The organism is Desulfovibrio sp. (assembly GCF_014803725.1).
Taxonomy (GTDB): Bacteria; Desulfobacterota; Desulfovibrionia; order Desulfovibrionales; family Desulfovibrionaceae; genus Desulfovibrio.
In genome coordinates, this window is the sequence record NZ_JAAVBE010000016.1 from 22,282 (window position 1) to 37,839 (window position 15,558).

Below are 15,558 nucleotides of genomic sequence, written 5' to 3' on the forward strand. Positions count from 1 at the left end.
TTAGTCCCCCAGCCGGGGCCGCTTGATGCCCGGCACCACCACAAGGCCCCTTGCCACCTCCACGCCCCGGGACGTGACACGGAAAATAGGCACCGTGCCCACGTATTCAACGCGCAAAAGCCCCCGCTCCTCCAGATACGACGCGTCCTCCATGACCTGCACGCGCGGCACGCGGTGCGCCATGAGTTCCAGGGCGTCCTGCATGACGCTGGCGCTCATGCGGCCGTCCGCCTCCTCGGCCAGGAAGCGCAGGATGACCAGGCGGCGGTCTTGCGCAAGGCGCTCCTGAAATTCCGCATTGTAAGACATTTCCGCCCAGCCCTCCTACTTCATATGGACTTCCTGGAACATGTCCACGGTGCGTTCCAGGCGGCTTATCATGTGCTCAAAGCCATCCATCTGCGCGCGCAGGCCTTTGACATCGCCCTCCAGTTCTTTGACCGTCACCATGATGTCCTGGAGCTCGGCCGAGGTGGGCAAATTGTCCAGCTTGCCGCTGAGGGCCTGCAATGTCGTGGCGCGCGCGTTCTGGCGCCGCTCCACAGCATCAATGCGGGCCTCGAGGCCGGCATTGGCGCTTTTGCGGCAGGCCTCGCAGTCCTGCCGGGTCACAAAGACCTTCTTAATAGACCACCACAGCCACAGGCAGGCGCCCGTGGCCACAAACTGAATGATGCCCGGCAGGTAATGCCAGAGCAAAGAGGCCACATGCTCCATTAGTCATCTCCCGGCGCGGGCGCCTTGGCTGGCGGCTCGGCTGGCATAAGTTGCGCCTCGTAGCAGTCCAGGGCATCCGAGAGTCCGGCAATATAGTCCCGCATGATCTGGTCGCGCCGCTTCAGCAGCGCATAGCCCCGGGGGCTCTCCAGCAGGTCAAGCCCGGAGAGCCTGGGCAGCTCCGGGGCGGCAGGGCGCGCGCAACGCGCGGGCCAGATGATAACCGGCGCAGACTCGCGCGGGGCCGGGGCGCCCGCGCAGGCGCTACAAAGGGCGGTCAAGATCAGCACACAAGGCACGGCGCGTGGCATCGTCCGGCACTCCCTGGGCTTCCGCCCCGCTCATGGAGCGGAGGGTCATGTTGGTAAGGATGTCCTGCCAGCGCCCGGCATCAGCGCGGGCGGCGGTCTCGCGGTCAAGGCAGGCCTGCGCCTGCACCATGAGGGCCTGTGTGGCCGTGTTGGCGCGGTCATTGGCCGCCTTCCACATGGCGATATTTTCGCGGAGCTGCCCCATTTCAGCCCCGGCACGGGCGGCCTTGGCCCTCCACCGGGCGGCTTCCGCCTGTGCTGCCGTGACCTCCAGTTGCTTGATGGCAATGGCCCCGACGATGACCGCCCCGAAAAAGAGGTAGATGATGGTATCTCTCACGGCCGCCCCTCCTGGGTGGCAAGCTCGGCCAGCGCCGGGCGGTAGCGCTCGCGGCGCTCGCCCATGACGTTGCGCACATAGGCCCGGTTGACGCTGTAGGGGGATTTGTCCGCATAGGCCTTGCCCATGCTCTTGCGCGACTTTCGGCTGTGCGTCTCCACATGGCCGCGCCACCGGCCCTGGTCACAGCCCTTGACACGCCCGCAATAGGCGCGGTCTTGCAACACGCCGCCAAGGCCCCCGTTGTAGGCCGCCAGCATCATGGCCGCGCGGTCGTCGTCCGTGGCGCAGCCCTTGAGGGCGTTCCAGGCGTGGCGATCCTTGAGAAGGAGCGCGCGCAACTGGAGGCGCGGGTCATAGCGGTCTTCCCAGCGCCACGTCTTGAGGCTGGCATGGAGCCTGCGCACGTCGTCAAAATTGTTAAAGCGCACCTTGCCGGCGCTGTCGTAGGCGATGGTTATCTGCCCGAGCCCAAAGCCATACTCGCGCGAGGTCTTGAGCTCGGTGCGCGGGTTCCAGCAGCGCCGGTCGCGCAGGCCGTAGCACGTCTCTTGCTCCACCTGGCCGGCATAGATGGCCGGGTCGTAAAAGTCCGGCGTGTAGGCCAGGTGCTCCTCAAAGAGCATGGGCAGGTAGAGTTGCGCCAAGAGCGGCAGCGCCAGCAGGGCCGAGGCCATGGTTACTTGCCCCAGGCCATAAGGGTTATGAGCAGCCCGAGGATCAGGATCACCCGCGCCAGCACCACCAGCGCCGAGGCCACGTTGCCCTCCACCAGCGCCGCGCGGATATGCTTGGAGAGACGCAGGTAGGGCATGAGTATCTTGGAGAGCATGAGGGCGGCGCCGGCCATGCCGATGACATATGCCAGGTAGCCGGCGAGTCCCAAGGTGGCCGCGGGGTCAGTCAAAAGGCCCAGGCCCAGGCCGGCCGCCAACAGCAGGAGCGCGCGGAAGTCGTAGAGCGGGCGCAGGGTGGCAAACAGTTTTTTGAGCAGGTTCATAAAAAAGCCTCCTGCGCTGGTGTAGCGCAGGAGGCCTTTGAAAATAGCCCCGAACTTGTTCGGGGCTATCCGGGCACATTCTTGTTAAAGTCGTCGATGAAGGCTTTGGAAGGCATGGCCTCACGGATTACCGGCCTGCCATGTAAAATTTCAAATAATAATATCAGGCCACGCGCACCGATTTTACCGGCATGACCTTCCCGTAAGTCCCCAGTCCCACACAGGCGTACAAGTTGGCCCTCAAGGAAGGACTGTAATGCGAGCCCAGAGTCTGCGGGTATGTTATCGCTCTCATACCCAACGGGATCTTGGTTATCCAGTTCAACTACAACCATATTCCTTGGAAGATTGTTGGTTGGCATTCGCCATAGCTCCTGCGTTAAATATTTCGAGGAGGCTGCCCTGGCGGGCGCTGTGTCGTGCTGACTTGGCCAGATATTCCACATAGCGCTGCGTCACGTCAAGGCGCAGGGCAATTTCCCGCTCTGACATGCCCCTGGCGAGCATGTCGAGGATCTTGCCCTTGCGCGGGCCTTCCTTGCGTCGGTTGGGCGTGACGATGATCTCGCCGCCATAGACCTGCGCCAGCTTGCGCAGGGCCGCGAGCCCGATGATCCTGGCGAGCTCGCCGCCCTCGTCCGGCACCTTGGGCACATAGAGCGTCACGCCGCCCCGCGTGCGGCACAGAGCGTGCGCCGCGTCGTTACCAATAAGGCCCGCAAGCTCGCCCCAGCTTATCCAGCACGCGCCCATTAGTATACCTGCCTGCCGTGGCGCCTGGCGTCCCGCGTCAGGGCTGCGATGACGCCGCGCAACTGCTCGGGCGTGGCCTGGTCAAGGGAGCGCGTAACGCCGCCAGATTGCTTTTTGAGGATGCTGACGGCATAAGCCCAGGGCATGTCCGTGCCCTCCACGCGGCCCTTTTCGGCAAGCTGCGCCTCGATTTTTTGCATGAGCTTTTTGCGGCCCTGCCCCGTGTCGTCCTTGGCAAGCGTGGCCGGCACCGTGCGCTTGCGGCTCGTCCCGCGCCGCGCGTGGCCGCGCTTGGGGCGGAAACCGTAGGCGCGCAACTCAAAGACCATGCGCTGCAAGCCCTCACCGTCCAGGTGCGCGGCCGAGCTGACGCCAAAGTTGCCCTCAAGCATGGCGCGGTATTCCGCGTCTGTGAGGCCGAGTTGCTTTTTCGCCACGTGGATCTTGGCCAGGAGCGCCTTGCGCATTTCCTCGGAGACCGTCCCGCGTTTACGGCGTGGCGCCGGGGGCCGCTTGGGCGCAGCCTGGGCTGGGGCCGCTTGCGGCTCCCGGGGGCCGGAAAAGTGGATCACTCGGGCGCACATGGCTAGGCCTCCTGCTTGGGTACTGTGGGCCATTCCGCCCACATGTCCCCCACGGTGAGGGGGCAGGTTCTGTTATTTTCCCCGTAATCCGGCCAGCGGGACTCCCATTCCCAGCCAACAAAGACCGGCGTGTCACTCCCATCGAAAGCCTCTACGGGCTGTAGCGTATAGCCCTGGTCTCTTACTTTTTCTTCGCCATGCGGGCGCAGGAGATAGACCGTCCGAAGCTCCGGGATGAGATCCCATCCCTTGTCATACAGGAGTTCCTTGATGGAGTGCGGGCGCGTCTCGAGGGTGCCGTCGTAGGTAATCCAATTAATGCTCGTGGTCATATTGCGCCTCCCGGTTTTTCATCCACTGGCGGGGGCGCCCGGCTTGATACTTTGCGGGCAGGGGCGTCACGTCCTCGCAACGGGCATGCCAGCGCCGTCCGGCGGCACTGACCAGCACATACCAGCAGCCGTCATTCGCCAGGATGGGCTCGGAGTACGTCCAGCCCATAACAGGCTCGCCCACGTCAAGTTCGCCCTCGCCCGGAAGCCACACGCGCACGCGCATGTCCGCGCAGATCTCCGGGCGCGGCGTGGGCTCAAGCGGGCCCGCAGCCAGCAGGCCCGCCATAAATTCCGCGAGCCGGGCGCGATCCATGTACAGAGGCGCGCCGTCAACACCATCATGCCAGCGCCTGTTTACGCGCACACGCCACGCACCTTCCGGGCCACCGTAAATTTCGGCCGGCGAAAGCTGGATGCGCACGGGCTTGCCGTCCACGCGCAATACGCAAGAGACCGGGAAGCGGCGCGGGTCAGGCCTCATAGCGCGTTCCACTCGCTTTCTTCAGCCTCGGTGCTCCCGCGCAGCCGTGCCCAACACTTAGGGCAGCGGTAGTCATTGGTGGGGCGTCCGCAGTCATGGCAACGCCGCTTTGTGCCGTGGCCGTATTGACGGATGCCGCCGCGGGGCAGCATCTCGGGGGCGATGGGCTTAGGCTCCGCATAGCCCGCGGCCGTGGCCGCGCCCTCGCCAAAAGCCAAGAGCAGGAGGCGCCGCACAGAGCGCAAGCTATCTGCGATGTAGTAATACGGCCCCGAGGGGCCATTGCGGCGCACGAGGTGGAGCGGGCGCCCTTTGCGCCCTATGCACTCGCCCGCGCGGTTGATGTAGTAGCCATCGAGGCCCGGGAGCGGCACAAAGCCCTCGGGGATTGCCTTGACTTCTTTTTCCATGTGCTCGGGGGCTGGCGCGGCGGTCACGGGCTCCGGCTCGGGCGCCGGCTTGGGCTCCGGCGGCCACGCCAGGGCAATAAGCTCCCGGGGCGTCAGGCGCACCAGGACGCCGCCGCGCGAAAGCACATAGCGCGTCCCTCGCCTGCCAAGCTCATAGCCCGAGGACTTGCGCAGCCTGCCGCGCTCGGAGACCTGATAGCCCGGATAGCCGGGTACGTCCCGCCACTCCATGACTTAGCTCTCCTGCGCCCGCTTCCGGGGCGCCCCGGCCGCGTTGAGCGCGTCCAGCATGACTTTCACCATGGCCTGCGTTTTTTCTATCGGCCGTTTGCCCTGATGGACAAAGCAAACCAAGCTGTCGTCCGAAAGGTCTTTAATAAACCAGGCATCAGCCTGGGAGCGGCGCAGGATAAAGCGTTGCGGATGTCCGGCCATTAGTCCTCCTCGTCCTTCTGGACTTTGATGGCGTGGCCGCAATGGGGGCATTCCGTAGGCTTTGGGGTCTCGTATGAGTACGCGCCAAAGAACGCGTAAAGGAGGGCGACGATCAAAAAGCCCTCCGAGTCCAGCATCCCCGCGGCGAGCACCATAAGCGCCGTCACCGCATGGTGGGCACAGGTGACAATCACAAAGGCTTCCAGCTCGGGCTTCATTCTTCTTTTCCTTGGCTGCTCGTCAGGTCCGGCGCGCCACCGCCGGACGACCGCGCCGCCCTTGGATCGGGCGGGCGGTTTCGCTGTTAGTCCTCGTCAGGGGCGTGGTCGCTGTCGCCGGTCAACCAGTCCAGCATGTCCATAAGGCCCTGCTCATAGGACATGCCGGGATAGCGGGTGCCTCCGTCAATGCCCTGGCTGGCCCAGTTCCACACGCGGGCGATCTCTCCCTCGCTCCTTACGATGTTCACGGCCGGCCTCCGTTGAGGGCGGTCTTGAGGTCCTTGCCGGCCTGGAAGCGCACCACAACGCAGGCCGGGATTTCCACGGGATCGCCCGTACGCGGGTTGCGGCCGGTGCGGGCGCGGCGCTTTTTGGGCTCGAGCTTGCCGCCGGCCAGCGGCACGGACTCGCCCCTGGCCAGGGCGTCCTTCACCGTCTCGGCAAGAACGCGTAGGAAGTCCTCGGTATCGGCCTTGCTGACGCTTTTGTCATAGCGGCTGCGCCGAAAGGTCAAAGAGTCCACAAGTTCAGCCTTGGTCATTGCTTGACCTCCGTAATCGGGTTTCTGCCTTCCATTTCCTTCGCAGTTTCGTTCAGGATCGCTGCCACTGCGTCATGGAGTTTCTTGCCCGCTGCATCGCCAAGCGGTTGCAGCCACTTTTTAAAGGCCGTCTGCGTGAGGATGTGGCCGTTATCGGTAAACTTGACCATGATCACCACATCCTGGTGCCCAAAGACAGCATTATCGCATTTCACTTCCACCCTACGCCCCCTCCGGCACGGGCTCGCGCGGAATGTCCACGAAAAAGTCGTCCGTCTGCTTGATTTTCAGCCCCACCAGGGCAAGGCGCTCCTCCGGCCAGCCAAGCAACACGGCCTTGGCAAGGCTCTCCTTGACCATGATGCCCTCGGCCAAGCCAAGCTCGCGCAGGCGCGCCAGCGAAGCCTCCACCGTAACGCCGTTCTGCTGTGCGATGCTCGGCATCGACATGCGGAAGCCGATTTTCCCGGCGCCAAGGTCAAGAGTTTTGCCGTCCGTAAACAGTTCCTCTTTGCGCAGTTTGGCCCAGGTGCAGAGAGCCTTTTCCAGATCCTTGTAGCGATCCCGCAGCCCCGCCGCCTTCTGCGCGGCCTCGGCCTTGGCGCGGTCGATTTTTTCCTTCAGCTCCACCTCAATGAGGGTCAGTTCGCGGTCAATGCCGGCCATATCCGCCACGGCCTCCGTAGCGTCATTTTTGTCTGTCACCACAAAGGCCCTCACAACGCGCCGTGCCATGCCTATGCCTCCTCGACCGTTTCCTGCGGCCTGTAGTACGCCTCCAGCGCGGCCGCGCTTTCGGCCACGTCCTCAAGGTTGATCCGCGCCAGGCGGATAATCTCGTAGTCCTGTTCCGGCAGCCGCCCGGCCAGTTCGCCGAGACGGGCGCTTATGCTGCGGATCTTCTCATGCAACATGTCTTTCTCCTGTATTCTTGGGGTTGAAATGCCGGCAGCCGTTGCGGCAGGCCCGGTAAACACTCACGGCCAGCGGAGACGCGCTCACAAAGGGCTTGCCCTGCTCCTCCTGGCATTGCGCCGCCGAGATCATGCCCAGGGCCGGGCAGGCCAGTATCTCGGCCATCAGCATGGCGCGCACGCGGCCGGCCAGGAAGTCCAGCGAGGCGGCGTACCTGGCATTAATGACGCGGGAGACAAGGGCGGGACTTACCTTGATGCTCACGGCCACCTGGCGGATGCTCCGGGCATCGCAGGCTTCCGCAAGCCGCAAGATCCAGTCCGGCGCAGCCGCGCCCCAGGCAGCCCGCGCCCGCTCCACGGCGCCCCCGGCCCTCATGCCGCGCCCTCGGCCGCGTCAACGGCCTCCTGGAGCGTCTGCCCGGCCATGATCTTGCCCGTGTTAGGGTCGTAGAGTTGCTTGACGTGCAATATCTGCGGAGCCTTTGGGCCGGTATCCTTGACAAGGCGGTAGGGCTCGCCACGTTTTTGCGGGGAGCGCAGGTAGCCGCCCCGCGCAAGCCAGGTACAATAGGACGCCGCCGTGGCCATCTTGAGGGTGAACCCGGCCATTGCCGCATTGGCCACAAGATCTCGCGCGCTAAACTCCCGGAGCACGCGCATTGCGCGCCACATGGCCTGTTGTGCCGGTTCCGGCACCACGCTCCCGTCTCTGCGTACGCGCGGGGCCTCCACGCCCATGTCCTGCACAAGGGTATAAGTGGCATGTTCGCCGATTCGCCCCGGCCATGCCGCCACGCGGATGATGCCCGCGTGCAGTAGGCCGCGCAGGTAATCACTTACGCTATACTTGCTCCGATCCACGCCTGCCCTGCGTGCCAAATCCGGCACGCGAAAGGTCTTGAGCTCGCGCATGGCGCGCCAGAGCTTTTCCCGCGTCGAGAGCACGCCAGCCGGGGCGAGCGTCACGGCTTTGCGCTTGCTGCTCATGCCCGCCCCCGCACCGGCGCCTCGCCCGTGTACATGGGGCGCTTGCCCCACTCGGTGAGGCCCATGGACTTTTTGCCCAGGCCGAGGCCGGCCTGCTGCGCCCGCTCGAGGTTGACGCAAATACGGCGCGCCACGCCCTTGCTCACCTCGTGGATCTTCGTGAGCAGGTCGTCCTCGATTGCCACCTTGTCGCAGTACAGGTCGCGCAGAGCCCGGGCATCCGCCATGGTGGCGTACTGCGCCGGAATCCACTCCAGGACGCGGTTGTGGATACGCTCCCACCGCGCGAGGCCCGCGGGCAGGTGTTCCTCGCCAATAAGCAGGATGGCCGCGCCCGAGGCTTCGTAGATGTCCCGCACTATCTCAATGCTGGACTTGGCTACCAGGTGGTCACATTCGTCCACGATCAGCGGACGGCCGCTGGCGGCAAGCTGCGCCGCCACCTGGTCTTCCATGTCGTAGATGGTCTTCGCCGGGACAATGCCCATGACCTTCAGGACGGCCTGATAGACGGCCTTGCGCGTCCAGCTTGACTTGGCCTGGACGTAGTAGGCTTGCAACTGCATGGCAGCCACGGCCGCCGCCGTGGACTTGCCAAGGCCGGAGGGGCCGTAGAGGACGACGATGCCCGGCAGGTGCGCGGGGCGCTTCACGGCGCCCTGGAGCGCCGAGACCGTGAGGCCCACGTTTGCGAGCGGCGCCTTGCCGCCCAGGTTGACAATCTGCTTTGACTCTGCCATTGTTGAGTCCTCCTGTTTTTGGCGGGGTGCGTTGGTAGTGCGGCGCGCCCCGCGTTTTTATTGGTTGACGGCCCGGAGGGGTTCCGGGTCGATCAGGGCAAAGCCCCGAAATTCGTTAGATTCCGTATAGATTTGCAGCCACTCCACCTGGTCCGCTGGCAGACTTTCGCCCGCGTCCTGGCGCGCCTTGAGGCGTTTCCATAGGGCATACTTTTCTTGCGGGTGCTCGGGCAGCCAATGCTCGGCCTCGGCCTGCGCCATGGTGGCGCGGGCAAGCTCCAGCGCCGCGGCCACGTCAACACCCGGGGGCAGGCTTGCCGGCTCTTCCACCGCCTTGACCGCCTGCGCCGCGGCCTCCAAGGCGTCGCTCTCATGCTCCACCACTTCCGGCGCGGCCGGTGTTGACGCCTCCTCAATGGCGCGGGCGCGATCCTGGTACATTGCCATAATGTCCGCGGCCGCATGCCCGGCGCCCGTGCTCTCCGCGGCCGAGTCCAGCACCTTGCGGCCGCTGGTGATGGAGGCCATCTGCTTGCGGCGCTTGTCCCGGGCAAGCTGCATGCGTTCCTCAAGGGCAAGCCCGGAGACTTCCGTGGCCACGCCCAAAAACTCGCCATTCTCGCCAAAGATCCACGCCCGCGTCCTGTCCGTGGGGTCGACGCGCACCTGCGCGCGCTCGCCCACGTGCGGCCCCAGGGCCGCGGAGTCGTAGCGCATGCCGTCCAGGCGGATGCCCTTCTTGGTGATTTCCCGCCAGCCGCTATCCATGAGGAGCACGTCCAGGGCGCGCTCCTGCTCGCCCGTCAAGCGGCGCACCTCGCCTTTCCACGCCTGGCGTACCTGCCAGGGCGTCTTGCCCTTGAGGCCGCTGTGGGGCTTGTGCCGGTAAACCGTGTCTGTCCAGGCATCGCAAAACTCTTGCAGCTCTTCGGGCGTGATCGCCATGGAAAGCTGGTCTTGCTCCGAGGACATCAAGCGCTTGGCGAATGTCTCGCGCTCGCGGATCTGCTGACGCGTGGCTACATTGTGCCCGAGGTAGCAGGGGCAAAGAGGGAGGAGATGGTGGCTAAACGTCCGAAAAACGCGCTCAATGGCGGGCTTCAGGCGCGGCTGGAAGGGGGGCAGGATGTCCGGGACAATGCCCAAGTCGAGAAAAAGCCCCTGCATGAAGGTACTGACAAACTCTTTGCCATTGTCAGTAACTGCAACACGCGGAACGCCCCAGTCAAGGATACAGCGGCGCGTCAGGTTCGCCACGGTGCGGCCCGTGCTCCGCTCCGCAACTTCAAACTTCACCTCGCGCGAATAGCAGTTGATGATCCCTACGATGGTGTAGCGCTTGCCGTCCGAGAGCATGAGGTCAGCGGGCGTGCCGTCGTATTCCCAGCGCGCGTTGTATTCCGTTAGGCCCTCATAGGCCACGCCCGTTGCCGACTGGTACTGGCCGCGCCACTTGTCCGGCGCCGTAATATAGGCCAGCAGGGAGCGGTGCGTTGCCTTCCAGTTGGCAATCCATGTCTGGAGCCGGCGCAGGGACGGTACCTCAATGTCGTGGCCGTGGTGCGCCAGGGCCTCGATACGCTCGCGTATAACGGCCGCGCTGGCGTTAGGGTACTGGCGCACCATGCCCAGGATGGTGTTGATGACCACGTCCTGCCGGTCGATGCAGCCCGCGCCGCGCATTTTTGGGGCATATTTTCCGCCGAGCGAGGCCGCGCCATCTGCCTTGGCGCTGGCGTCCCAGCGGCGCAGGGAGCTCATGCACAGCGTGGGCAGTTCCGCCCGCGTGGCCTCGGAAAGGACTATTTCCCCGGCGTTGTAGCGCCGGGCGAAGGTCTCAAGGGCCATCGTATATGGCAGGCCCGAGTCCACCATAAAAGTGCGCGCCGCCAGTGTGGCCTCAATGCGGGCATCCGCGCGCCGCTTGGCAGCACCAGAAAGGGAGGCGAGGGAGACGTGCGCCCCCCCATTGGAGGCGCACGTGCTGCCGGAAGAGGAAGAGACCGGCAGCAAATCTTTTGCCACGCATACCTTGGCGGCAATGGCAAGGCGCGTGGGCTCGGGCATGGAGGACACAAGCCACTCATTGCCGCCGCCCTTGCCTGCACGGGTACGGCCGCACCAGCCTTCACGCTCGGCCCGCTTCAGCGCGCTCTTAACCGACACACTAAGTATATCAGCGAGCTCTCGTGTGGTGTAAGATTCTCTCATTTTACGCCACTTCTTTGGCCGTCATGCGGCGGGGGTCATAAAGATATTCTTCCGGGACGCCTGCTTTGCGCAGGGCATCCAAGACACGCGCACTATGCTGTTTACCTGTTAGTGTCTGGCTCATAGCTGAGGTAGAGATGCCGAGCGCGCGTGCGAGGCTCGCAGAATTTGTGCCGTGCTCCGCAAGCGCCTCGTGTATGCGGTAGACCGCGCGGCAACGCTTTTGCCCGCATGCCGTGCGAAAAAAGAGGCTCCCGTCATTCTTACCCATGCAATCCGGCCTCCAGCATCTTGCGGCGCTTACGGGCCGCCCGCATCTCCGCATCCAGCTTTCCCAAGTCCCGGTAACGGCGATCCTCGTCGGTCATAACGTCCAGCCCCACGGCGCGCAGCATGGCGCGGAGCGGCGCCGGGTCTCCCGTGGCAGCCACAAAAGCCAGCAGGGCGAGCACAGACGGCGGGTGGCTCTCGTCAGACGGTGAGAGCCACTTGTCCAAGGTGTCCTTAGATATGGCGCGAGTGTTGCCCCCCGTGAGCTTGATGCCGCACATGGCGGCCACGGCGTTGATTTTGTCCGGCAACGCCTTGCGGCCTTCTCCATCGGGCGCGCCCGCAACGGCGCGCATGGCGGCACGGATTTCCGCCATGACCCCTGCCATCGGGGCTATGTCATCCAAGAGGGAGAGCTGCCGCATGAGTGGCTCCATCGAGCTGTCCAAATCTTGCCCGCTTGCGGACGTTGACCGGGTGCGCGGCGGTTGGTAAAAATTAGCTTGCTAAGGTAATTCCTAACCGCCCGAATCTGTTTTAAGACGAAATATCGAATTTGTAAACAGAATTTCGGGGTAAAACTTTAAATTTGTCCGAAATTTTATTTCCCTGCGTTTCCAAGTGCTTGCATGCAAATACGAGGAAAAGGTTAGGGTAATAGTTCGGGCCGGGAACTTTTACCCTATGAGTACCCTTGGTGAACGTCTAAAAATGATTAGGGGCGCTGAAAAACAGGAAGACTTTGCCGCGCGCATGGGCATTTCAAAAAGTTCTATGAGCGGCTACGAAAAGGACGAAAATTTACCAGGCGCAGATGCAATTTCAAAAATTTGTCTCAAGGCCGGAATTTCGTCTGACTGGCTACTCTTTGGAAAGGGCTCAATGCAAGGAAGCGAAGAGGCGGGCGTCGCTAGAGCCTTAGACCATAAGGTATCCCCGGAAGATTTGATTATGATTCCAATGGTGGATGCTATTCTCTCCGCTGGCACAGGCAGCCTGGAAACCAGTGGCCAGATGGCGCGAGAATACGCTTTCAGACAAGATTTTATCCTGCGCAAGGGGAATCCCGCAAATATGGTCTTGATGCGCGTCAGGGGCGATTCTATGCAGCCCGAGGTCATGGATAATGACGTCGTGCTGCTCGATCAGTCCAAGACGCGGCCACACCCCGGCCCGATTTTCGCCGTGGGCATAGAGGACGCCATATACCTGAAGCGCGTGGACATGCTCCCGGGCCAGATCATCCTTAAGAGCGTCAACACTGACTATGAGCCCATCCGCATAGATATGGGCGAGCAGACAAGCGACCAGTTCCGCGTCATCGGCCAGGTGCTTTGGGTAGGCAGAGAGTACAAATAACAACGCCCCGCGCGTGCCACTTTTGACACACAGCGGGGCGTCCGATGATTTTCAAATTGCGTTTCGCGCGGCCGGTTTTTTTCAAATTGCGTTTCGCGCAGGGTAAAAGTTCCACGCGGCGCTTTTTTGATGCCGCGCTCACGCAAGCCCGCACCAGACGTGGCTTCCCGTTTCACCACGTCCCTCTAAGTTCCGTTATATTCCGCTTCTTTTAATTTTCAATCTGTCTGTCGCTGCACACCGGAAGGGGGAAGTGACATGGCAACGCTCAATCAGGGCAAAATCGTCAAGGCCTTGGAAAGCACCCTCAAGGGGCCGCAGCAGGATTTCATCTGGGAATTCCTGAAAGCCTTCGGCACCTCCCCTGCCACGCTCAAGCGCCTGCGCCTCGGCGACGGCCAGCGCAATGTCGCCAAACTGGAAGGCGACCTCGGCATGCCGCAAAAGCTGTATTTTCGCGCTGTGCCCGAGGGGCAGCCCCTGCCTGACGCCCTGGCCGAAATCCTCGCGCAACCCCTGCTCGCCGCGCATAAGATTCGCTTTGTCATGGTGACGGACTTCGCTACCGTCATGGCCCATGACCGCAAGGTGGACGACACCGTCACCTTTGATTTTGCCGAGCTGCCCCAGAATTACGAGTTCTTCCTGCCCCTGACCGGCCTCTATGAAAAGCCCGTGGCCTATGCCGAGCACCCGGCGGACACCAAGGCCTGCGAAAAAATGGGGCGACTCTACGACGGCATCCGCAAAATCAACGACTACCAAAAAAGCGAGCTCCACGCGCTCAACGTGTTCCTCACCCGGCTGCTGTTCTGCTTTTTCGCGGAAGATACGGGCATCTTCCCCAAAGAGCAGCAGATGACGGATGCCGTGCATTCCCTCACCAGGGAGGACGGCTCGGATGTGGCGGACTTTTTTCAAACCCTGTTCAAGGTGCTCGACCTTCCCCCGGACGCGCCGGAGCGCAAGCACCTCCCCGCCAGCTTTCAAGCCTTCCCCTATGTCAATGGCGAACTCTTCCGCGAGAAGGTGCGCATCCCCAACTTTGACCGGAGGACGCGCCGCCTGCTCATCGACTGCGGCAACATGAAGTGGAGCGAAATCTCGCCGGTGATTTTCGGCTCCATGTTCCAGGCCGTCATGGATCAGGACGCCCGGCGCTCCTTGGGCGCGCACTACACCAGCGAGAAAAACATCCTCAAGGTGGTGCGTCCGCTCTTCCTCGACGCCCTTGAGGAGGAATTTCAGGCTATCCTCGCCCTAAAGAAGGACAAAGCCAAGGCCCTGAAGGACTTCAAGAAAAAGCTGGGCTCGCTGACCTTTCTTGACCCGGCCTGCGGCTGCGGCAATTTCCTTATCGTCGCCTACCGGGAATTGCGGGATCTGGAGCTGCGCGTCCTGCTGGCCATGCGCGAAGAGCTCATCGGCGACACCGATTTCCAGTGGTTGAATGTGGATCTGCTCTCTGGCGTGACCATCGAGCAGTTTTACGGCATCGAGCTTGAGGAATTTCCCGTGGATGTGGCCCGCGTCTCCCTCTGGCTCATGGAACACGTCATGAACGTGAAACTGGGCCAGACCTTCGGGCTGGTGGTTCCCACCATTCCGCTCAAGCACGCAGCGAATATCGTGTGCGCGAATGCCTTGACGACCCCGTGGGAAGAGGTGGTCAAGCCGGAGAAGCTGAACTACATTTTGGGGAATCCCCCATTCTCTGGCGCATACCAAATGTCAAGGGAGCAAAAACAAGAAGTTGCCGATGTGTTTCACAATGTTCGCTCTGCGGGAGTCCTTGATTACGTAACTGCCTGGTACAAACTGGCCATTGATTTTATTCAGGGCACAAATATCGAGGTGGCTTTTGTTTCCACCAACTCAACATGCCAAGGCGAACAGGTAAGCGTTCTTTGGACCTATCTTATCAATAACGGCTGCATTATCAATTTCGCGCATAGAACCTTCGCATGGAGGAATGAGGCGCGCAATAATGCTGCTGTCTATTGCATTATCATAGGATTTTCACTTATTGAACGTCCAGAAAAGAAGATTTTTTCTTATCCAAATATTTTAGGTACCCCTACCGAGGTAATACTTTCTGCCATAACTCCCTATCTCACAGAAGGGAAGCTACTGGTTGTGGAGGCTGCCATTAAATCCCTTTCCGCGCCCATCCCCATGGTCTATGGCAACAAACCTACCGATGGTGGCTTTTTTATCTTCAGCGATGCAGAGAAAGACGAATTCATTCAGAAAGAGATACAGGCTGCCCCCTATTTTCGGAAACTTTTGGGCGCGCGGGAATTTCTCCATGGTGAGAACCGCTGGTGCCTGTGGCTGGAGGGTGCCCCGGAGAATATCCTGGAGCTGCCTCTTGTTAAAGAGAGGGTGGAGAAACGAAAGCAATTTTTATTGCAAAGCAAAGCCAGCATAACCCGGGAATTTGCCTCTCAGCACCCGGAGCTTTTTCGGCAAATCACACAGCCGAAGGGATGCGACTTTTTACTCGTTCCGCGAGTCAGCTCAGAGCGCCGGACTTATGTCCCCATGGGATTTTTCCATTCAGATGTGATTGCTAGCGATGCCGTCCAAATCATCCCCAATGCCACCCATTACCACTTTGCCATTCTCACCTCCGCCATGCACATGGCATGGATGCGCACGGTCTGCGGGCGGCTGGAAATGCGCTATCGGTACTCCCGCGACCTGTGCTATAATACCTTCCCGTGGCCAACGGTTTCGGCTGCCCAGAAGCAGGAAATCGAACACCTTGCCGAAGAGGTACTTGCCGCGCGGGAGGCGCACCCGGAGCTGACCCTGGCGGAAATGTACGACCCGGACAAAATGCCCGCGACCTTGCGCCAAGCCCACCACGCCCTCGACATGGCCGTGGACGCCCTGTACCGCAAGAAGCCCTTTGCCAATGACGAGGAGCGGCTGTAACTCCTG

General features: G+C 62.0%; 26 protein-coding genes and 1 other RNA gene. 2 read left to right on the top strand and 25 right to left on the bottom strand.

Annotated features, from left to right (window positions below; translation table 11 throughout):
• The 25 genes from HDR50_RS04745 to HDR50_RS04865 form a co-directional block, all read right to left on the bottom strand.
• A complete protein-coding gene (locus HDR50_RS04745) occupies nt 1-309 on the bottom strand; it encodes an ArsR family transcriptional regulator (protein WP_291356404.1) in 309 nt (102 codons plus the stop codon).
• Nucleotides 310-324: 15 nt separating this feature from the next.
• Nucleotides 325-717 carry a DUF2730 family protein gene (locus tag HDR50_RS04750; protein ID WP_291356406.1) on the bottom strand — a complete coding sequence of 131 codons (393 nt, stop codon included), beginning with the start codon at nt 715-717 and terminating at the stop codon, nt 325-327.
• Nucleotides 717-1,007, bottom strand: a complete 291-nt coding sequence (locus HDR50_RS04755) for a hypothetical protein (RefSeq protein ID WP_291356408.1) — start codon at nt 1,005-1,007, stop codon at nt 717-719. The genes HDR50_RS04750 and HDR50_RS04755 overlap by 1 nt, the downstream gene beginning before the upstream one ends.
• Nucleotides 982-1,368 (bottom strand): hypothetical protein, encoded by a 387-nt coding sequence (locus tag HDR50_RS04760; RefSeq protein ID WP_291356410.1) that lies wholly within the window; start codon nt 1,366-1,368, stop codon nt 982-984. Before HDR50_RS04760 ends, HDR50_RS04755 begins: the two co-directional genes overlap by 26 nt.
• A complete protein-coding gene (locus tag HDR50_RS04765; RefSeq protein WP_291356412.1) occupies nt 1,365-2,045 on the bottom strand; it encodes a hypothetical protein in 681 nt (226 codons plus the stop codon). The genes HDR50_RS04760 and HDR50_RS04765 overlap by 4 nt, the downstream gene beginning before the upstream one ends.
• 2 nt (nt 2,046-2,047) lie before the next feature.
• Nucleotides 2,048-2,368 (bottom strand): hypothetical protein, encoded by a 321-nt coding sequence (locus HDR50_RS04770; protein WP_291356414.1) that lies wholly within the window; start codon nt 2,366-2,368, stop codon nt 2,048-2,050.
• Nucleotides 2,369-2,689: 321 nt separating this feature from the next.
• Nucleotides 2,690-3,121 (bottom strand): RNA helicase, encoded by a 432-nt coding sequence (locus HDR50_RS04775; RefSeq protein WP_291356416.1) that lies wholly within the window; start codon nt 3,119-3,121, stop codon nt 2,690-2,692.
• Nucleotides 3,121-3,705: a regulatory protein GemA gene (locus tag HDR50_RS04780; RefSeq protein ID WP_291356418.1), complete on the bottom strand. Its 585-nt coding sequence runs from the start codon at nt 3,703-3,705 to the stop codon at nt 3,121-3,123. The genes HDR50_RS04775 and HDR50_RS04780 overlap by 1 nt, the downstream gene beginning before the upstream one ends.
• A 2-nt stretch (nt 3,706-3,707) precedes the next feature.
• On the bottom strand, nt 3,708-4,037 hold the full coding sequence (locus HDR50_RS04785; RefSeq protein WP_291356420.1) for a hypothetical protein: 330 nt from the start codon (nt 4,035-4,037) through the stop codon (nt 3,708-3,710).
• Nucleotides 4,021-4,521, bottom strand: a complete 501-nt coding sequence (locus HDR50_RS04790) for a hypothetical protein (RefSeq protein ID WP_291356422.1) — start codon at nt 4,519-4,521, stop codon at nt 4,021-4,023. The genes HDR50_RS04785 and HDR50_RS04790 overlap by 17 nt, the downstream gene beginning before the upstream one ends.
• Nucleotides 4,518-5,162 carry an NUMOD4 domain-containing protein gene (locus HDR50_RS04795; protein ID WP_291356423.1) on the bottom strand — a complete coding sequence of 215 codons (645 nt, stop codon included), beginning with the start codon at nt 5,160-5,162 and terminating at the stop codon, nt 4,518-4,520. The genes HDR50_RS04790 and HDR50_RS04795 overlap by 4 nt, the downstream gene beginning before the upstream one ends.
• Before the next feature lie 3 nt (nt 5,163-5,165).
• Nucleotides 5,166-5,366 carry a hypothetical protein gene (locus tag HDR50_RS04800; protein ID WP_291356425.1) on the bottom strand — a complete coding sequence of 67 codons (201 nt, stop codon included), beginning with the start codon at nt 5,364-5,366 and terminating at the stop codon, nt 5,166-5,168.
• The gene (locus HDR50_RS04805; protein WP_291356427.1) at nt 5,366-5,584 is read right to left on the bottom strand and encodes a hypothetical protein; all 219 of its coding nucleotides are present in this window, start codon (nt 5,582-5,584) and stop codon (nt 5,366-5,368) included. The genes HDR50_RS04800 and HDR50_RS04805 overlap by 1 nt, the downstream gene beginning before the upstream one ends.
• A gap of 9 nt (nt 5,585-5,593) precedes the next feature.
• Nucleotides 5,594-5,670: hammerhead ribozyme type II (locus tag HDR50_RS04810), an RNA gene on the bottom strand.
• Entirely contained in the window at nt 5,671-5,835 is a 165-nt protein-coding gene (locus tag HDR50_RS04815) for a hypothetical protein (protein ID WP_291356429.1), read from the bottom strand.
• Nucleotides 5,832-6,128 (bottom strand): HU family DNA-binding protein, encoded by a 297-nt coding sequence (locus HDR50_RS04820; protein WP_291356431.1) that lies wholly within the window; start codon nt 6,126-6,128, stop codon nt 5,832-5,834. Before HDR50_RS04820 ends, HDR50_RS04815 begins: the two co-directional genes overlap by 4 nt.
• Entirely contained in the window at nt 6,125-6,298 is a 174-nt protein-coding gene (locus HDR50_RS04825; protein ID WP_291356433.1) for a hypothetical protein, read from the bottom strand. The genes HDR50_RS04820 and HDR50_RS04825 overlap by 4 nt, the downstream gene beginning before the upstream one ends.
• A gap of 52 nt (nt 6,299-6,350) precedes the next feature.
• On the bottom strand, nt 6,351-6,863 hold the full coding sequence (locus tag HDR50_RS04830) for a host-nuclease inhibitor Gam family protein (RefSeq protein WP_291356435.1): 513 nt from the start codon (nt 6,861-6,863) through the stop codon (nt 6,351-6,353).
• A gap of 2 nt (nt 6,864-6,865) precedes the next feature.
• On the bottom strand, nt 6,866-7,042 hold the full coding sequence (locus HDR50_RS04835; protein ID WP_291356437.1) for a hypothetical protein: 177 nt from the start codon (nt 7,040-7,042) through the stop codon (nt 6,866-6,868).
• Nucleotides 7,032-7,421 carry a helix-turn-helix transcriptional regulator gene (locus tag HDR50_RS04840; RefSeq protein ID WP_291356439.1) on the bottom strand — a complete coding sequence of 130 codons (390 nt, stop codon included), beginning with the start codon at nt 7,419-7,421 and terminating at the stop codon, nt 7,032-7,034. Before HDR50_RS04840 ends, HDR50_RS04835 begins: the two co-directional genes overlap by 11 nt.
• Complete coding sequence (locus HDR50_RS04845) at nt 7,418-8,032, bottom strand: hypothetical protein (RefSeq protein ID WP_291356440.1); 615 nt, start codon at nt 8,030-8,032, stop codon at nt 7,418-7,420. The genes HDR50_RS04840 and HDR50_RS04845 overlap by 4 nt, the downstream gene beginning before the upstream one ends.
• Nucleotides 8,029-8,772 carry an AAA family ATPase gene (locus HDR50_RS04850; RefSeq protein ID WP_291356441.1) on the bottom strand — a complete coding sequence of 248 codons (744 nt, stop codon included), beginning with the start codon at nt 8,770-8,772 and terminating at the stop codon, nt 8,029-8,031. The genes HDR50_RS04845 and HDR50_RS04850 overlap by 4 nt, the downstream gene beginning before the upstream one ends.
• A gap of 57 nt (nt 8,773-8,829) precedes the next feature.
• Nucleotides 8,830-10,938, bottom strand: a complete 2,109-nt coding sequence (locus tag HDR50_RS04855) for a Mu transposase C-terminal domain-containing protein (RefSeq protein WP_291356443.1) — start codon at nt 10,936-10,938, stop codon at nt 8,830-8,832.
• 46 nt (nt 10,939-10,984) lie between these two features.
• A complete protein-coding gene (locus tag HDR50_RS04860) occupies nt 10,985-11,254 on the bottom strand; it encodes a helix-turn-helix domain-containing protein (protein WP_291356445.1) in 270 nt (89 codons plus the stop codon).
• Nucleotides 11,247-11,678, bottom strand: a complete 432-nt coding sequence (locus HDR50_RS04865; protein ID WP_291356447.1) for a hypothetical protein — start codon at nt 11,676-11,678, stop codon at nt 11,247-11,249. Before HDR50_RS04865 ends, HDR50_RS04860 begins: the two co-directional genes overlap by 8 nt.
• A 259-nt stretch (nt 11,679-11,937) precedes the next feature.
• Between HDR50_RS04865 and HDR50_RS04870 the strand changes: the two genes are divergently transcribed.
• Nucleotides 11,938-12,612: an XRE family transcriptional regulator gene (locus HDR50_RS04870; RefSeq protein WP_291356449.1), complete on the top strand. Its 675-nt coding sequence runs from the start codon at nt 11,938-11,940 to the stop codon at nt 12,610-12,612.
• 258 nt (nt 12,613-12,870) lie between these two features.
• A complete protein-coding gene (locus tag HDR50_RS04875) occupies nt 12,871-15,552 on the top strand; it encodes a DNA methyltransferase (RefSeq protein WP_291356451.1) in 2,682 nt (893 codons plus the stop codon).
• The last annotated feature ends 6 nt before the right edge of the window (nt 15,553-15,558 follow it).

Bases quoted from the DNA above. Each gene is read 5' to 3' on its own strand.
- HDR50_RS04765 (WP_291356412.1), bottom strand. From the start codon at position 2,045: ATGGCCTCGGCCCTGCTGGCGCTGCCGCTCTTGGCGCAACTCTACCTG.
- HDR50_RS04850 (WP_291356441.1), bottom strand. From the start codon at position 8,772: ATGGCAGAGTCAAAGCAGATTGTCAACCTGGGCGGCAAGGCGCCGCTC.
- HDR50_RS04770 (WP_291356414.1), bottom strand. From the start codon at position 2,368: ATGAACCTGCTCAAAAAACTGTTTGCCACCCTGCGCCCGCTCTACGAC.
- HDR50_RS04780 (WP_291356418.1), bottom strand. From the start codon at position 3,705: ATGTGCGCCCGAGTGATCCACTTTTCCGGCCCCCGGGAGCCGCAAGCG.
- HDR50_RS04830 (WP_291356435.1), bottom strand. From the start codon at position 6,863: ATGGCACGGCGCGTTGTGAGGGCCTTTGTGGTGACAGACAAAAATGAC.
- HDR50_RS04775 (WP_291356416.1), bottom strand. From the start codon at position 3,121: ATGGGCGCGTGCTGGATAAGCTGGGGCGAGCTTGCGGGCCTTATTGGT.
- HDR50_RS04825 (WP_291356433.1), bottom strand. From the start codon at position 6,298: ATGGTCAAGTTTACCGATAACGGCCACATCCTCACGCAGACGGCCTTT.
- HDR50_RS04865 (WP_291356447.1), bottom strand. From the start codon at position 11,678: ATGCGGCAGCTCTCCCTCTTGGATGACATAGCCCCGATGGCAGGGGTC.
- HDR50_RS04805 (WP_291356427.1), bottom strand. From the start codon at position 5,584: ATGAAGCCCGAGCTGGAAGCCTTTGTGATTGTCACCTGTGCCCACCAT.
- HDR50_RS04795 (WP_291356423.1), bottom strand. From the start codon at position 5,162: ATGGAGTGGCGGGACGTACCCGGCTATCCGGGCTATCAGGTCTCCGAG.
- HDR50_RS04845 (WP_291356440.1), bottom strand. From the start codon at position 8,032: ATGAGCAGCAAGCGCAAAGCCGTGACGCTCGCCCCGGCTGGCGTGCTC.
- HDR50_RS04820 (WP_291356431.1), bottom strand. From the start codon at position 6,128: ATGACCAAGGCTGAACTTGTGGACTCTTTGACCTTTCGGCGCAGCCGC.
- HDR50_RS04835 (WP_291356437.1), bottom strand. From the start codon at position 7,042: ATGTTGCATGAGAAGATCCGCAGCATAAGCGCCCGTCTCGGCGAACTG.
- HDR50_RS04750 (WP_291356406.1), bottom strand. From the start codon at position 717: ATGGAGCATGTGGCCTCTTTGCTCTGGCATTACCTGCCGGGCATCATT.
- HDR50_RS04800 (WP_291356425.1), bottom strand. From the start codon at position 5,366: ATGGCCGGACATCCGCAACGCTTTATCCTGCGCCGCTCCCAGGCTGAT.
- HDR50_RS04785 (WP_291356420.1), bottom strand. From the start codon at position 4,037: ATGACCACGAGCATTAATTGGATTACCTACGACGGCACCCTCGAGACG.
- HDR50_RS04860 (WP_291356445.1), bottom strand. From the start codon at position 11,254: ATGGGTAAGAATGACGGGAGCCTCTTTTTTCGCACGGCATGCGGGCAA.
- HDR50_RS04745 (WP_291356404.1), bottom strand. From the start codon at position 309: ATGTCTTACAATGCGGAATTTCAGGAGCGCCTTGCGCAAGACCGCCGC.
- HDR50_RS04870 (WP_291356449.1), top strand. From the start codon at position 11,938: ATGAGTACCCTTGGTGAACGTCTAAAAATGATTAGGGGCGCTGAAAAA.
- HDR50_RS04790 (WP_291356422.1), bottom strand. From the start codon at position 4,521: ATGAGGCCTGACCCGCGCCGCTTCCCGGTCTCTTGCGTATTGCGCGTG.
- HDR50_RS04840 (WP_291356439.1), bottom strand. From the start codon at position 7,421: ATGAGGGCCGGGGGCGCCGTGGAGCGGGCGCGGGCTGCCTGGGGCGCG.
- HDR50_RS04875 (WP_291356451.1), top strand. From the start codon at position 12,871: ATGGCAACGCTCAATCAGGGCAAAATCGTCAAGGCCTTGGAAAGCACC.